Raw genomic sequence first — 14,672 nt, forward strand, 5'->3', positions numbered from 1 at the left:
CCTCGGAAACGGTCAAGGCCGCCCAATCGGCTGGCGTCATGCTGACCAGCCTGGTCCCCAACATCCGCAAGACCGCCGAACTGGTCGCCGAGATCAGCGCCGCCTGCCGCGAGCAGGACATCGGCGCCGCGCAGATCAACGAAGCCATCCAGCAGCTGGACAAGGTCACCCAGCAGAACGCCAGCGCGTCCGAAGAGATGTCGGCCACCTCCGAGGAACTGGCCGCCCAAGCCGCCGAGCTCCAAGCCTCGATCAGCTTCTTCCGCACCGACGGCGATGATCGCGGACGCCGAGCGCCGGTCCGCGCCGTCGCCAAGCGCGCGACGGCCGCGCCGACCCGCAAGGCCTCGGCCCGTCCAGCGGTCGCGACCCAGCAGGCTCGCGCCGCCGGTTTCGCCCTCGACCTGACCCGGGGCGGAGCGGACGAGGCCGACTCCGAGTTCCGCGACTACGCCTGAGCGGCGGCGCGACGCGCCGTTCGGCCTTGACCGGCCGGGTCGGCCGCGTCACACCCCGCGCTCATGGAAAAGCTGACCATCCTCCTCGTCGGGTCCGGCGGGCGTGAGCACGCCCTGGCCTGGAAGATCGCCCAGTCGCCGCTGTGCGGCCGCCTCGTCGCCGCCCCGGGCAATCCCGGCATCGAAGCCGTCGCCGAGCTGCAGAACGTCAAGGCGACGGACGCCGACGCGCTGGTGGCGCTGGCCCGCGAGATCGGCGCGGACCTCGTGGTGGTCGGTCCGGAATCGGCGCTGGAAGTCGGCCTGGCCGACAAGCTGGCCGAGGTCGGCATCCCCTGTTTCGGCGGCAGCCAGCGCGCCGCCCAGCTAGAAACGTCGAAGGCCTTCACCAAGGACTTCTGCCAGCGCCACGGCCTGCCGACGGCGGCCTATGGCGTGTTCGAGGACGCGGCCTCGGCCGGGGTCTTCCTCGACACGCTGGACGCCCCGTTCGTGATCAAGGCCGACGGCCTGGCGGCCGGCAAGGGCGTGGTCATCGCCGCGACCCGCGCCGAGGCCGACGCCGCCGTCGTCGACATGCTGGGCGGCCGCTTCGGCTCGGCCGGCGCGCGGGTGGTGATCGAGGAGTTCATGCACGGCGAGGAGGCCTCGCTGTTCGCCCTCTGCGACGGCAAGACCGCGATGCTGTTCGGCGCGGCCCAGGACCACAAGCGCGCCTATGACGGCGACGAAGGCCCCAACACCGGCGGCATGGGCACCTATTCGCCGCCGCCTGTTTTGACCGAGGCCCTGATCGACCAGGCCTGGCGCGAGCTGATCGTCCCGACGGTCGAGGGCATGGCCGCTGAGGGCAATCCCTATGTCGGCGTGCTCTATGCCGGCCTGATGCTGACGCCCACGGGACCGAAGCTCGTCGAGTACAACGCCCGCTTCGGCGATCCCGAGTGCCAGACCCTGATGCTGCGCCTTTCGAGCGACCTCGTGCCGATCCTGCTGGCCGCGGCCAAGGGCGAGCTGGCCTCGGCCGCGCCGCCGAAATGGCGCGAGGAGGCGGCGATCTGCGTGGTCCTGGCCGCCGAGGGCTATCCCGACGCGCCCAAGACCGGCGGCCTGATCCAGGACGCCGACGCCGATTTCGGCGGTGAGGCGGTGGTCTTCCACGCCGGCACGACCCGCGACGCCGAGGGTGTTCTTCGCGCGTCCGGCGGCCGGGTGCTGAACGTCTGCGCCCTGGGCGCGACCCTGCACGAGGCCCGTGACGTGGCCTACGCCGCGCTGGGGACCATCAGCCTCGAAGGCGGCTTCTACCGAACCGACATCGGCTGGCGGGCGCTTTCGAAATAAGCCTCTCCCAGAGGGAGAGGAGGGACCCGCCGCGAAGCGGTGGGAGGTGAGGGGTTTCGCCGGCTGACGTTTTAATCCCTCACCCTCCCACGCCTATGGCGTGGGCCCCGCCCTCTCCCTCTGGGAGAGGGTTTCACCTACGCCCTGTGCGCCACCTCCACCAGGATCTCGCCCGGCGCTGTGAAGTAGAAGCTGAACGCGCCGCGCTCGACGGCGGCCGGGCCGATGCTGAGCCCGCCCTCGGTCATCCGCCGGTGCAGGTCGCTGACGGCGGCCTCGCTGTCCAGATGGAAGCCGATGTGGAACGGAACCGGCCAGGTCTGGGCCCCGTCATCGCGCAGGCGGCTGAGGATCAGCACCAGGCCGGCGCTGTCGCGCAGGATGGCCAGGCCGTTCTGGCCCAGGGTCCGCTCGTGGGTGAAGCCCAGCCAGGTTTCGAAGAAGTCCCGGGTCGCGGCGACGTCGGGAACGGGCAGATCGAGGTGGTTCAGGCGCATGGGCGCACTCCTTGGGTGAGGGGCGCGGCGCGTGGGGGCTTCGACGACAGAAAGTTCGACATAGACAGGGACCACACACGCCGAGCCAACGGCGCGGGGATCGCGCCGCCGTCTCGTCGCGGGTCCCCGCCCGAAGGCGGGGTACAGGTTCTCCGGCTAGCGGAGCGACCGGGCTTACCTGGGTCCGGTCCTTGGCCCTTTTTCGACAAGGCTCTTCTAGCCTTCGTGACCCAAGCACTCAAGCGGCTTGCCACCCGCGCGCCGCCCTCTAAACTCTCGGTTCAAACAAGCGTTGGGGAGAAGCGCCATGGCCGAAGCCGCCGAACAGTCCGTCCAGGACCTGAACTCGGGCACCAAGCCGATCGACCCGCGCCACGCGATCGACGAGGCGAAACTGGCCACTTGGCTAGAAGCGAATATCGAGGGCTACGCCGGCCCGTTGGAGGTGCGCCAGTTCAAGGGCGGCCAGTCGAACCCGACCTACCAGCTGGTCACGCCGGCCAGGAAATACGTCCTGCGCCGCAAGCCGCCGGGCAAGCTGCTGCCCAGCGCCCACGCCGTCGACCGCGAGTTCAAGGTGATTTCGGGCCTCAACAAGGCCAACTTCCCCGTCGCCAAGGCCTATGCCCTGTGCATGGACGAGGAGGTGATCGGCACGATCTTCTACGTGATGGACAATGTCGAAGGCCGGATCCTGTGGGACGGGACCTTGCCCGACTACCAGCCGGCCGAGCGCCGGGCGATCTACGAGGCCGAGATCGACACCCTGGCCGCCCTGCACAATGTCGACTACGCGGCCGTGGGCCTGGCCGACTACGGCAAGCCCGGCAACTAYTTCGMSCGCCAGATMGRCCGCTGGASSAAGCAGTACAAGGCCTCCGAGACCAAGCCGATCGCGGAGATGGACCTCTTGATCGACTGGCTGGCCAAGAGCTGTCCGGCCGACGACCAGACCTCGATCGTCCATGGCGACTACCGGCTCGACAACATGATCCTGCACGCCACCGAGCCGCGCGTGGTGGCGGTGCTGGACTGGGAGCTGTCGACCCTGGGCMATCCGCTGGCCGACTTCAGCTACTTCCTGATGAACTGGGTGATGCCCTCCGACCAGCGCGGCGGCCTGGCCGAGATCGCCGACCTGGAAGCGTATGGCGTGCCGACCATCCCGCAGGCGGTCGAGCGCTACTGCAAGGCCACCGGCCGCGACGGCCTGCCCGAGCTGGACTGGTATTTCAGCTACAACCTCTTCAGACTGGCCGGCATCTGCCAGGGCATCGTCGGCCGCGTCCGTGACGGCACCGCCGCCAGCGCCCATGCGCAGCTGATGGAGGCGCGCGTACCGGTGCTGGCCAAGGGGGCCTGGACCTTCGCGCGGAAGGCGGGGGCTTAGAGGCTTAGATGCGGAATCTGTTCGTCGGCGCCTGCGCCCTGGCGATGATCGGGGCGCTGGCCAGCGCCGCGTGCGCCGAAACCGTCTTCGTCCAGGCCGGCAAGCTGCTGGCCGACCCGGCCACCGGCAAGGTCGAGACCGCCAAGACCGTGGTGCTCGAGAACGGCAAGGTCGCCCGCATCGTCGACGGCTATGTCGCCGAGCCGGGCGGCAAGGTCGTGGACCTGAAGGACAGCTTCGTCCTGCCGGGCCTGATCGACAGCCACGTCCATCTGACCGGCCAGCAGGGACCGACCTCGCGGCTGGACAACGTTACTCAGTCACCGGCCGACGAGGCCATGGTCGGCGCCGGCTACGCCCGTAAGACCTTGATGGCGGGCTTCACGACGGTGGCGGACCTCGGGGCGACCAACCAGGCGATCTTCGCCCTGCGCGACGGGATCCGGCGCGGCGACGTGCCCGGCCCGCGGATCATCGCCGCCGGCTCGGCGGTGTCGGTCCACGGCGGCCACGGCGACATCAACGGCTATAGCGAGGAGGTCATGCACGTGCTGCGGCCGACCTCGGTCTGCTCGGGGCCCGACGACTGCCGCCGCGCGGTGCGCGAGCAGGTCTGGCTGGGCGCCGACATCATCAAGATCACCGCCACCGGCGGGGTGCTGTCCAACACCGCCGCGGGCCTGAACCAGCAGTTCTCGGACGCCGAGCTCGCCGCGATCGTCGAGACCGCCCACCGTATGGGCCGCAAGGTCACCGCCCACGCCCATGGCGTCGACGGCATCAACAGCTTCCTGAAAGCCGGCGGCGACTCGATCGAGCACGGCACCTATCTGGACGCCGACAGCATCGCCGCCTTCAAGAAGAACGGCGCCTATCTGGTCCCGACCCTGATGGCCGGCGATTTCGTCTATCGGATCGCCTCGGGGCCGAACAACTTCCTGACCCCGGCCCAGACCACCAAGGCGCTGGACGCGGGTCCAAAGATGCTGGCCATGGCCCGCCGCGCCCATGACGGCGGGGTCAAGATCGCGTTCGGCACTGACACCGGCGTCTCGGCCCACGGCGACAACGCCGGCGAGTTCGCCCTGCTGGTCAAGGCGGGCCTGACGCCGCTGGAGGCGATCCAGGCGGCCACGGTCAATGCGGCGGATCACTTCTCGCTGTCGAGCGAGATCGGCAGTCTGGCGCCGGGCAAGGCGGCGGACCTGATCGCGGTGAAGGGCGATCCCCTGGCCGACGTGACGGTGCTTCAGCACGTGACCTCGGTGATCAAGGGTGGGGTGGTTTACWGGTAGGAGAGGGCTGCGTCCTTCCGCCCCCTCSGGGGGCGGACGACCGCGCGTCGCGCGGTCAGGTGGGGGCAAGTGAGGGGCGAAATCACCGACTCGCCCCCTCCGCGCTGCGCGCTCCTCCCCCGGAGGGGGAAGAAAAGGCCTACAGCCCCACGCCCGCCAGTAGCTTCTCCACCGCCGCCTCGTCCTCGAAGCGCGCCCGCACGGGCCAGGGCGTCACCTTCTCGCGCCATTTCGGCGGCAGGCGCACCCAGTCCTTTTCCGTCGTGACCAAGCCGGCGTCATAGACCTTGGCCCGTTCGGCCAGCATCTTCAGGGTCGCCTCGTCGTATTCGCCGTGGTCCGGGAACGGCGCGAAGTCGACCAGCTGGCAGCCGGCGGCGGTCAGGGCCTTCTCGACCTTCCAGGGCTTGCCGATGCCGGCGAAGCCGACCTGCGGGCCCTTCGGCACGGGGGCGGCGGCTTCCAGACGGGCGACCAGAACCGGCATGTCGCCGAACTCGACCAGCAGGTCGAAGTCCGGCTGTTCCATGTCGATCGGCAGCAGCACGATCACGGCGTCGGCGCGGGACAGGCCGACCTTCAGCGGCTCGCGCATCGGGCCGGCGGGAAACACCCGGCCGTCGCCGAACGGCCACTCGCCGCCACGTGTCTCGCCGTCGACCACAACCAGGGACAGCGCCTTCTTGACTGTCGGGTTCTGGTGGCCGTCGTCCATGACAACGGCCTGGGCCCCCCTCCGAACAGCGGCCTTGGCGCCGGCGACCCGGTCGACCGCGACCCACATCGGAAAGTCCTGGGCCAGCATCAGCGGCTCGTCGCCGACATCGGCGGCCGTATGGCGAGCCGTGTCGACCCGGACCGGACCCTTCAGTTTGCCGCCATAGCCGCGCGACAGGCCGTGGGCGGCGACGCCGCGCTTGGTCAGGGTCAGCAGCAGCTCGCGGACGATCGGCGTCTTACCGGTCCCGCCCATGGTGACGTTGCCGACGCAAATCACCGGCGCGCCGACGATGGCCGGCGTGGTCCGCGCGATCCGGCGGCGGGTGGTGTCGGACCAGATCCAGGACAGCGGGGTCAGCAGGGCGCGAGTCAGCGGAGCCGGTCCGCCCTTCTTCACGTACCACCAGCGCGGCGTGCCGAGTTTCATGGGACCAGCTCGAGAATACGGGAAAGGCCGGCGCGGGCCTCGGCGTCGCGGATGTCGACGAAGCTGCGAGCCTTGGCGGCGCGCGCCTTGGCCGCGATGGGGGCGGCCAGGTCGGCGGCGAGCGCGTCGCGCAGAGTGCTTGGTGTCGTCATGACCACCGCGTCGGCGGCTTCCAGTGCGGCGAAGGCGGATGTCCAATTGTCGACGAACGGCCCGCTGATCGCCGGGCAGTCCAGCCGCGCGGCTTCCAGCGGATTGTGGCCGCCGACGTCGGGAACCAGGCTGCCGGCGATTAGCGAAGTCCCCGCCAGGCGGAACCACAGGCCCATCTCGCCGAGCGTGTCGGCGACGATCACGTCGGCGACCGCGTCCGAGGTCCGGCTACGCAGGGCGGCGGTCAGGCCGCGCGCCTTGGCCAGTTCGGCGATGGCCGGGCCGCGCTCGGCATGGCGCGGGGCCAACACCACCGAAGGCCGGTCAGGCAGGGCGGCGACGGCGTCCAGCACGATCTCGTCCTCGCCCGGATGGGTGCTGGCGATCAGCAGGGGCGGACGCGGGAAGCGCGCGCGTTCGGCGGCCAGGGCGGTCGCATCCACCGGCAGCGGCGCGGCGCCGAACTTCAGGTCGGCCTCGCCGGTGACGTTGCCGCCTAGGCCTTCGAAGCGTTCGTGGGCCCTCGCGTCCTGGGCCAGGATCAGGTCGAAGTTCGACAGCAGCAGGCGGGCTGCGTCCGGGCGCTGACGCCAGCGCTTGAAGCTGCGGTCCGACAGCTTGGCCGAGACCAAGGCCAGGCGCGCGCCGGCGGCCTTGGCCTCCAGCAACAGGTTTGGCCACAGCTCGCTTTCGACGAAGACGGCCAGGTCGGGCTTCCAGCGGGCGATGAAGCGCCGGGCCGCGCCCGGAGCGTCGATCGGGACGTACTGGTGGATCGCGCCGGCCGGCAGGCGCTTGGCCAGCAGCGCCGCCGAGGTCGTGGTGCCCGACGTGACCAGCACCGTGACCTCAGGGCGCTCGGCCTGAAGGCGCTCGACCAGCGGCAGGATCGACAGGCTCTCGCCGACGCTGGCGCCGTGCAGCCAGACCAGCGGGCCGTCGGGCCGCGTGGTCGGCGCCTTGGCCAGGCGTTCGGCCAGGCGCGCGGGATCTTCCTTACCCTTACGGGCGCGACCGGCCAGCAGGGTCGGGGCGAGCGGTTCGAGCAGGCCCGTGGCGGCCCGGTAGAGGCTCAGGGCGGATGGTCGGATCACACCACATCCGCCGGCGCCAGGCGGCAGCCGTGCGCGCCGCCGCTGGTTTCGACCTGGATGGTCACGTGGCCGATGTTGAACTTGTTGGCCAGGTGTTCGCAGGCCTCGTGCAGGAAGGCGTCGTGGTCGCCGTCCAGCGGACGGACAACGTGAGCCGTCAACGCCGTCTCGGTGGTGCTCATCGCCCAGATGTGCAGGTCGTGCACCTCGATGACGCCCGGACGCTGGGCCAGCCAGTCGCGGACCTTGGCGGTGTCGATCCCGCGCGGGGCTGCGTCCAGGGCCATGTCCAGCGAGTCGCGCAGCAGGCTCCAGGTGCCCAGCACGATCACCGCGACGATGGCCAGGCTGACCACGGGGTCCAGCCACAGCCAACCGGTCAGGGCCATGGCCAGGGCCGCGATCACGACACCGGCCGAAACGGCGGCGTCGGCGGCCATGTGCAGGAAGGCGCCCCGGACGTTCAGATCGTCTTTGCTGCCCTTCATGAACATCAGGGCCGTGGCGGTGTTGATGGCGATGCCGATGGCGGCGACCACCATCACCGGACCGGTCTGGATCGGCTCGGGCGTGGCGAAGCGACGGACGGCCTCCCAGGCGATGGCGCCGACGGCGATCAGCAACAGGGCGGCGTTGGCCAGGGAAGCCAGGATGGTGCCCTTGCGCAGGCCATAGGTGCGGCGGGCGCTGGGCGCGCGCTTGGCCAGCACCACCGCGCCCCAGGCCATCAGCAAGCCCAGCACGTCGGACAGGTTATGACCGGCGTCGGCCAGCAGGGCCAGGGAGTGGGTGATCAGGCCGGCGGCGGCCTCGATCAGCACGAAGCCCAGGTTCAGCGCCACGCCGACCGCGAAGGCGCGGCCGAAGTCCTTGGGCGCGTGGCTGTGGCCGTGATGACCGTGGCCGTGATGATGGCCATGCGCATGACCGTGCCCGTGCGCATGGTCATGATCGTGGTGATCATGGTCATGGTGATCGTGCGCGTGTCCGGAGTGATCGTGCGACATGGGTCCTACATCCCACCAAGGACGGGGCGGATCAATCTTCGGGAGCGGTTTCGCCGACAATGGCTTCGGCGCGGCGCGAGACGGCGCTGAGGCGATCGGCCCACTGGGGCGCCAGCGCCTCGACATCGTCGGCGCGAGCCACGCGACCCGGCGCGTCCCAGACCATGGCGGCGCGGGCGAACGGCAAGGGCACGATGGTGCGGTCCCAGCTCTTCAGTCGGATGCAGGGCCGCATGGCGATGCCGACGAACAGCACCGGCGCGCCGGTCATCCGGGCCAGCGTGACAACGCCCTTCTCCAGATGCTCGGCGGGGCCGCGCGGACCATCGGGGGTGACGGCCATGGCGTTGCCGTCGCGCACCCATTTGACCATGTCGCGCAGGGCCTGCTCGCCGCCCTTGTTCTTGGCCGGGTCGGTCTTCTTGGCCGACGAGCCGCGAACGGCGGGGAAGCCGATCTTGTCCATCACCCGGGCGATGAACTCACCGTCGGTGGACTGCGAGATCAGGGCGTGGATCCGGGGCTTGTCGGGCCCCTGCGGCCACGAGGTCGGGGCGACCGGCACGCGCGAGTGCCAGAAGCACAGGATCGCGCCGCCGCCGTCCTTCAGGCTCTCGGCCCAGACCTGCTCGGCGACCGTCTGGCCCTCGCGGGTCCAGCGCAGAGTGGCGTAGGTCAGGCGCAGATAGGCCGCCAGGAGCGAGGTCGTGACGCCCATGACCCACGGCGAACGCAGCGGCCTCAAATCGACGCCTCCGGTACATGATCGAGGTCTTGGGCCTTGGCCAGGCGCGCATAGAGGCCGCCGGCGCGGACCAGCTCGGCGTGGCTCCCCGTCTCGACCACTCGGCCCCGCTCGATCACGTAGAGGCGGTCGGCGTTCTTCACGGTCGACAGGCGGTGGGCGATCAGGATGGTGGTGCGACCGGCCATCAGCCGTTCCAGGGCCGCCTGGACCTGGGCCTCGCTCTCGGTGTCGAGGGCGCTGGTGGCCTCGTCCAGCAGCAGGATCGGGGCGTCCTTCAGGAAGGCGCGGGCGATGGCGATGCGCTGGCGCTGACCGCCCGACAGGCGGGCCCCGGCCTCGCCGACGGCGGTGTCGTAGCCCTCGGGCAGCTCCAGGATAAAGTCGTGGGCGGCGGCTTGCCGCGCGGCGGCCTCGATCTCCAGCTGGCTGGCGCCGGGCCGGGCATAGGCGATGTTGGCGCGAATGCTGTCGTCGAACAGGAACGGCTCCTGGGTGACCAGGGCGATGCGGTCGCGCAAGCTGGCCAGGGTCACCGCGCGGACGTCGTGGCCGTCAATGGTCACCGCGCCGGCCGTCACGTCGTAGAAGCGCGGGATCAGGTTCAGGATCGAGCTCTTGCCGCCGCCCGAGGGGCCGACCAGGGCCACGGTCTCGCCCTTGCGGGCCTGGATCGAGACGTCCGACAGGGCGGGGATCTCGGCGCCGTACGAGAAGGTGACGTGGTCGAACGTGATCGTGCCGTCGCCGGCCGGCAGGGCCTTGGCGTCGGCGGGGTCGAGAATGGTCGGCGCCACGTCCAGGGCGGTGAACAGGCGGCGGGCGCCCGTGAACCCCTCACTGAACACCGTCTGTAGGTTGGCGACCTGCCGCAGCGATTGCAGGGACATCGCGAGGGCCGCCAGAAAGGCCGAGAAATCCCCGGCGCTCATTTCGCCCATCGTCGCGCGCCAGCCGGCATAGGCCAGAACACCAGCGGTAATCAGGGCGCCGAAGGTTTCCGTGGCGGGGGCGGCCATGGCCTTGGCGTTCGAGCCCTTGATCAAGTGACGCTGACGGCGTTCGATCACGGCCGCCACGCGGCCTTCCTCGTAAGCCTCGCGGTTCTCCATCTTGACGATCTTGACCCCGTCCAGGCTTTCCATGATCGCCGTCGAGAGATTGGAGGTCTCGCCCATGGCGCCCTTGGCGGCCTTGGTCGTCTTGTTCGAGAAACGCCGAATGAACAGGCTGGCGACGGGGCCGATCACCAGGACGCCGGAGGCCAGCACCCAGTCCAGCTGGAACATGACCACTAGCGTGCCGATCACGGTCAGGAACTCGCGGGTGTAGTTGACCACGCCGCTGGTGGCCGCCTCGCGGATCAGGGTCGCGTCATAGAGCATTGACGAGACGTATGAGCCCGAATGGGCGCCGCGCAGGCGGGCCAGGTCCGAGCGCATCAGCTTGCCGAACAGCCGCAGTTGCATGTCGCCGACGACGCCGTTGCCGATCCGGTTGATCGAGGTCGTCTGCAGCACCTGGAACACGCCCCGGGCGATGGCGATGGCGGCGATCAGCAACGGGATGCGCAGCAGCGCACCGGGCTGAGGATTGGAAATCAAGTGATCGATCGCCGGCTTCAGCACGTAAGCGAGGGCGGCGCTTAGTCCGGCGACGGCGGCCGCGCAGAGCACGGCGACGACCAGTCGATTCCGACGAGGCTTCAAGTACTCGCGCCAGATCCGCGCGGCGATGACGCGGTTCGAAAGTTCAGGGGTGTCCTGGGCGGTCATGCGGGAGGGGTCGGATTTCGCGCGGAGGCTGTCAATGACTTGCGGGACGCACTCGCCCGTAAAAGCGACAGCATAAGGGCCGGCTTTGCCTTTCCAGGCGCTTGCCCCTACTTAGGCTCGGAATTTCCGAAGGATCGCCCCGCCTTGGCCAAGTTCGACCTCACCACGCCCTGGGGCCGGTTCAAGACCTATCTCCACTATCTGTGGAACGACCACGCCTATCTGCGGCTAGGCTTCTCCAACGCCCATTGGATCAGCCCCGAACTGGTCCGCGCCAACCAGCCCTGGCCGTTCCAGCTGGCCTGGTGGAAGAAGCGGGGGATCAAGACGATCGTAAACCTGCGCGGCGGCTTCGACGGCAGCTTCTATGCGCTGGAGAAGGACGCCTGCGAGCGCCTGGGCCTGAACTTCGTCGACTTCACCATCACCTCGCGCGAGGTCCCGATCCGCGAACGGGTGCGGGGCGCGAAGCAACTGTTCGAGACGATCGAATATCCCGCCCTGATGCACTGCAAGTCGGGCGCGGACCGGGCGGGGATCATGAGCGTCTTCTACGCCCACTACCGCCTGGGCCTGCCGATCCGTGAAGCGATGCAGCAGCTGGGCCCGCGCTACCTGCACATCAGGCACGGCAACACCGGCGTGCTGGACTACGTGTTCGAGCAGTACCTGGACGTGGGCGAGCCCAAGGGGCTGACGTTCAGCGAATGGGTCGAAAGCGACGACTACGATCCGGTGGCGATGAAGAAGACCTTCCGGGCGGGGATGCTGGGCAAGGTGCTGACGGACAAGATCCTGCGGCGGGAATAGGGGCGGTTACTCGCCCCCTCCGGGCCTACGGCCCTCCTCCCCCGGAGGGGGAAGAAGGACGCGTTTCCCTTCCGCCCCTTTCGGGGGCGGACGACCCGCGGAGCGGGTCAGGTGGGGGCCTGCTGAGCGGGCCGCTCAGTCCGTGCTCGGATCCAGCAGCTTGTGGGCGTGGATGATGAAGTACCGCGCGTGGGCGTTGTCGACCGTGGCCTGGGCCTTGGCCTTCCAAGCGGCGTGGGCGTCGGCGTAGCTGGCGTAGGCGCCGACGAACTCGACCTTGGAGAGGTCGCGGAATTCGGTGCCGGCGACGTCCTTCAGCTCACCGCCGACGACGATATGGAGAAGCTGTTTTTCAGCCATATGAAGCATGTTCCTGCGAGGAATTATGGTTATGGCAGCTCGATATGCCCGACGCGTGACAGGATCAACGGGTGAAGCGCCGGGTTGGCGCAAACCAGGCTCGGAACCAGCGGAACGGGGCGATTATAGGCGAAGGGCTGGCCCCTGTGATCGCTGAGCATCGCGCCGGCCCGGCGGCAGATCAGGTCGGCGGCGGCGACGTCCCACTCGCTCTTGGGCGACAGGGCCACGGCCGCATCGAACGTGCCGGCAGCCACCAGGCACATGCGGTAGGCGATGGAATTGCGGCTCTCGATCCGCATCTGCGGCCACGGCTCACGCCAAGCGGGATGGGCGAACATCTTGGCGTCGCCCAGCATGGCCGCGCCGAGCAGTTGGTCGGTGGCGCTGGGTCCGATCGGCTGGCCGTTCAGGGTGGCGGGACCGTCGGCCGTGGCGGCATAGGTCTCGTTCAGGGCCGGGGCGTGGACGACGCCGGCGATCGGCCGTCCGTCCTCGACCACGGCGATCGACACCGCGAACCACGGCTTGCCCTTCATGAAGGCGACGGTGCCGTCGATCGGGTCGACGACGAACTGGCGGGGCGTGGTCAGGCGGGCCGGGTCGTCGGCGGTCTCCTCCGACAGCCAGCCATAATCGGGACGCTCGGCCCCGAGTTCGGTCTTCAACAGCGTGTCGACGGCCAGGTCGGCGTCGGTGACCGGCGAGCCGCCCTCCTTGGACCAGATCTTCAAGCCGCTCTCGCGCGCCCCGAGCGCTAGCTCGCCGGCCTCCCGGGCGGCCTGAAGGATCAGGTCCAGATCGTTCATTTGCCCGCGATCGCCAGGCCGTCGACCAGGATCGACGGGCTGTTGCTGGCGCCGCGGAACTCAAGGTCGGAGCCGGGAACCAGCCGCGCGTAGATGTCGATCAGGTTGCCGGCCACGGTGATCTCGGTGACGGGGCCGGTGCTTTCGCCGTTCTCGAACCAATAGCCCGCGCAGCCCACCGACCAGTCGCCGGTGTTGCCGTTCAGGGAGGGACCGAACATCGAGGTGACGACCAGGCCTGTTCCGGCGTCCTGCATCAGGCCCCGCAGATCCTTCTCGCCCGGCTGGAGCGTCAGGTTGTGGGTCGAGACGCCGGACGGACCGGCCAGGCCGCGCGAGGCGTGGCCGGTGGTGGTCAGGCCCAGCTGCTTGGCCGAGCTGGTGTTGAGCAGCCAGGTGGTCAGAACGCCGTCGTCGATCAGGGCGCGGGCTTCGGTGGCCACACCCTCGTCATCGAACGGGGCCGAGCCCAGGCCGCGCACGCGGTGCGGGTCTTCCACCAGGCGTACGCCGCGCGCGAAGATCCGTTCGCCCAGCTTGTCCTTCAGGAACGAGGTGCCGCGGGCGATCGAGGGCCCGGAGATCGCGCCCAGCAGCGGGCCGATCAGCGACATGGCCAGGCGGTTCTCGAAGATCACCGGGGCGGTGGTCGAGGCGATCTTGCGCGGGTTCAGGCGCGCCACCGCCTGACGGCCGGCCTCCAGACCGATGTCGCCGGCGGCCGGTAGATCGCCGAAATGCCTGGCTGTGCGGCCCTCGCCGCCGCGCTCCATGCCCGCGCCTTCGCCAGCGATGGCCGAGGCCGAGATCGAGTGGCCGGTAGCCGCGTGGGTTCCGTGGAAGCCGGCGGTGGTGACCAGCGACCATTTCGACGACGACCAGCTGGCCGAGCCACCGTCGGAATTGGTCACGCCCTTGACGGCGCGCGCGTGCTCTTCGGCCATGCGGCCCTGGGTCTCCAGAGCCTCGGCCGCGGGCTCGTAGACATCGATCAGGTCCAGCTCGGGGAACGGGCCCTTGGCCAGTCGATCCTCGGGCGCGAGGCTGGCATAGGGATCTTCCGGCGCTAGGCGGGCCATGGCGATGGCGCGCTCGACCAGCTTGGCGCGCGCATCGGCCGAAACGTCCGAACCGGAGACGGTAGCGCTGCGCTTGCCGATGAAGACGCGCAGGCCCAGGTCGCGGGCTTCCTCGCGCTCGACCTCTTCCAGCGCGCCCAGGCGGACCGAGACGGAGAGGGATTGGCGCTCGGCGAAGACAGCTTCGGCCGCGTCGGCCCCGGCCTTCCGCGCGGCGGAGACCACGTCATGCAACAGATTTTCGTCCATGCGGTCTTATGGACGAGGTCTCCTCCCCCGTGCAACGGGGGAGGAGAATTCAAACCCCTACCCGATCGCCGACACCAGCAGCGCCACGCCGGCGAAGACGTAGGCCAGCCAGGTGCAGACCATGCCGATGGCGCGCGGGATCGAGGCGCCGCCGCTGTTGGAGAGCCCGACGCCGTGGATCACGCGGCCGGCGAACAGGACCAGGCCCACGACGTGGATGGCCAGCGGCGACGCGCCGGCGACCGCCAGGACCGCCAGGGCGGCGATGCCGGTCGGGACGTATTCCGTGGCGTTGCCGAACGCGCGGATGGCGCGGGCCAGTTCCGGGATGCCTTCGTCGCCCAGGGCCACCTTGTGCTTCTGGCGCAGGCGCACGACCAGCAGCGACAGGATCAGCAACAGGAACAGGTGAAGCCCGGCCCACAGCGCGGCGGCGTGGCCGGAAGCGATCGTATCCATC

General features: G+C 69.6%; 13 protein-coding genes and 2 pseudogenes. 5 read left to right on the plus strand and 10 right to left on the minus strand.

All coding sequences use genetic code 11. The features are described from left to right. Together AC1DSO_RS01215 and purD are read left to right on the plus strand one after the other, a co-directional pair. Positions 1 to 458 (plus strand): annotated as a pseudogene (locus AC1DSO_RS01215) (methyl-accepting chemotaxis protein); the annotation flags it as partial. A gap of 63 nt (positions 459 to 521) precedes the next feature. After that, positions 522 to 1,802, plus strand: coding sequence for a phosphoribosylamine--glycine ligase (purD, locus tag AC1DSO_RS01220; RefSeq protein WP_477067093.1), 1,281 nt, complete (start codon positions 522 to 524; stop codon positions 1,800 to 1,802). Between the two features lie 137 nt (positions 1,803 to 1,939). Here the strand turns inward: purD and AC1DSO_RS01225 are convergent. Then, positions 1,940 to 2,349, minus strand: a pseudogene (locus AC1DSO_RS01225) (VOC family protein). Positions 2,350 to 2,606: 257 nt separating this feature from the next. Between AC1DSO_RS01225 and AC1DSO_RS01230 the strand changes: the two are divergent. Further along, entirely contained in the window at positions 2,607 to 3,689 is a 1,083-nt protein-coding gene (locus AC1DSO_RS01230) for a phosphotransferase family protein (RefSeq protein ID WP_477067094.1), read from the plus strand. 8 nt (positions 3,690 to 3,697) lie between these two features. Next, entirely contained in the window at positions 3,698 to 4,984 is a 1,287-nt protein-coding gene (locus AC1DSO_RS01235) for a metal-dependent hydrolase family protein (RefSeq protein WP_477067095.1), read from the plus strand. A gap of 139 nt (positions 4,985 to 5,123) precedes the next feature. On the opposite strand, the gene lpxK is transcribed toward AC1DSO_RS01235, so the two are convergent. The 5 genes from lpxK to AC1DSO_RS01260 are packed head-to-tail and all read right to left on the minus strand — an operon-like array spanning position 5,124 to position 10,905. Continuing rightward, a complete protein-coding gene (gene lpxK / locus AC1DSO_RS01240; protein ID WP_477067096.1) occupies positions 5,124 to 6,131 on the minus strand; it encodes a tetraacyldisaccharide 4'-kinase in 1,008 nt (335 codons plus the stop codon). Next, entirely contained in the window at positions 6,128 to 7,405 is a 1,278-nt protein-coding gene (locus tag AC1DSO_RS01245; protein ID WP_477067200.1) for a 3-deoxy-D-manno-octulosonic acid transferase, read from the minus strand. The genes lpxK and AC1DSO_RS01245 overlap by 4 nt, the downstream gene beginning before the upstream one ends. Continuing rightward, positions 7,375 to 8,385: a cation diffusion facilitator family transporter gene (locus tag AC1DSO_RS01250; protein ID WP_477067097.1), complete on the minus strand. Its 1,011-nt coding sequence runs from the start codon at positions 8,383 to 8,385 to the stop codon at positions 7,375 to 7,377. The genes AC1DSO_RS01245 and AC1DSO_RS01250 overlap by 31 nt, the downstream gene beginning before the upstream one ends. A 31-nt stretch (positions 8,386 to 8,416) precedes the next feature. Further along, the gene (locus AC1DSO_RS01255) at positions 8,417 to 9,130 is read right to left on the minus strand and encodes a lysophospholipid acyltransferase family protein (protein ID WP_477067098.1); all 714 of its coding nucleotides are present in this window, start codon (positions 9,128 to 9,130) and stop codon (positions 8,417 to 8,419) included. Further along, positions 9,127 to 10,905 carry an ABC transporter ATP-binding protein gene (locus AC1DSO_RS01260; protein ID WP_477067099.1) on the minus strand — a complete coding sequence of 593 codons (1,779 nt, stop codon included), beginning with the start codon at positions 10,903 to 10,905 and terminating at the stop codon, positions 9,127 to 9,129. Before AC1DSO_RS01260 ends, AC1DSO_RS01255 begins: the two co-directional genes overlap by 4 nt. A gap of 144 nt (positions 10,906 to 11,049) precedes the next feature. Here AC1DSO_RS01260 and AC1DSO_RS01265 point away from each other — a divergent pair, with 144 nt between their 5' ends. After that, entirely contained in the window at positions 11,050 to 11,715 is a 666-nt protein-coding gene (locus AC1DSO_RS01265) for a fused DSP-PTPase phosphatase/NAD kinase-like protein (protein ID WP_477067100.1), read from the plus strand. Between the two features lie 135 nt (positions 11,716 to 11,850). Here AC1DSO_RS01265 and AC1DSO_RS01270 read toward each other — a convergent pair whose 3' ends face one another. From AC1DSO_RS01270 to AC1DSO_RS01285, 4 genes are read right to left on the minus strand one after another with little or no spacing between them, the layout of a single operon-like run. Beyond that, positions 11,851 to 12,084 carry a DUF4170 domain-containing protein gene (locus AC1DSO_RS01270; protein WP_477067101.1) on the minus strand — a complete coding sequence of 78 codons (234 nt, stop codon included), beginning with the start codon at positions 12,082 to 12,084 and terminating at the stop codon, positions 11,851 to 11,853. Between the two features lie 20 nt (positions 12,085 to 12,104). Then, the gene (locus tag AC1DSO_RS01275; protein WP_477067102.1) at positions 12,105 to 12,884 is read right to left on the minus strand and encodes a 3'(2'),5'-bisphosphate nucleotidase CysQ; all 780 of its coding nucleotides are present in this window, start codon (positions 12,882 to 12,884) and stop codon (positions 12,105 to 12,107) included. After that, the gene (locus AC1DSO_RS01280; protein WP_477067103.1) at positions 12,881 to 14,212 is read right to left on the minus strand and encodes a TldD/PmbA family protein; all 1,332 of its coding nucleotides are present in this window, start codon (positions 14,210 to 14,212) and stop codon (positions 12,881 to 12,883) included. Before AC1DSO_RS01280 ends, AC1DSO_RS01275 begins: the two co-directional genes overlap by 4 nt. A 57-nt stretch (positions 14,213 to 14,269) precedes the next feature. After that, complete coding sequence (locus AC1DSO_RS01285) at positions 14,270 to 14,671, minus strand: MAPEG family protein (RefSeq protein WP_047406519.1); 402 nt, start codon at positions 14,669 to 14,671, stop codon at positions 14,270 to 14,272. Between the last annotated feature and the right edge of the window lies 1 nt (position 14,672).

The sequence above is a fragment of the Caulobacter sp. P4_E5 genome (assembly GCF_056401555.1).

Bases quoted from the DNA above. Each gene is read 5' to 3' on its own strand.
- purD (WP_477067093.1), top strand. From the start codon at position 522: ATGGAAAAGCTGACCATCCTCCTCGTCGGGTCCGGCGGGCGTGAGCAC.
- lpxK (WP_477067096.1), bottom strand. From the start codon at position 6,131: ATGAAACTCGGCACGCCGCGCTGGTGGTACGTGAAGAAGGGCGGACCG.
- AC1DSO_RS01250 (WP_477067097.1), bottom strand. From the start codon at position 8,385: ATGTCGCACGATCACTCCGGACACGCGCACGATCACCATGACCATGAT.
- AC1DSO_RS01260 (WP_477067099.1), bottom strand. From the start codon at position 10,905: ATGACCGCCCAGGACACCCCTGAACTTTCGAACCGCGTCATCGCCGCG.
- AC1DSO_RS01270 (WP_477067101.1), bottom strand. From the start codon at position 12,084: ATGCTTCATATGGCTGAAAAACAGCTTCTCCATATCGTCGTCGGCGGT.
- AC1DSO_RS01275 (WP_477067102.1), bottom strand. From the start codon at position 12,884: ATGAACGATCTGGACCTGATCCTTCAGGCCGCCCGGGAGGCCGGCGAG.
- AC1DSO_RS01280 (WP_477067103.1), bottom strand. From the start codon at position 14,212: ATGGACGAAAATCTGTTGCATGACGTGGTCTCCGCCGCGCGGAAGGCC.
- AC1DSO_RS01285 (WP_047406519.1), bottom strand. From the start codon at position 14,671: ATGGATACGATCGCTTCCGGCCACGCCGCCGCGCTGTGGGCCGGGCTT.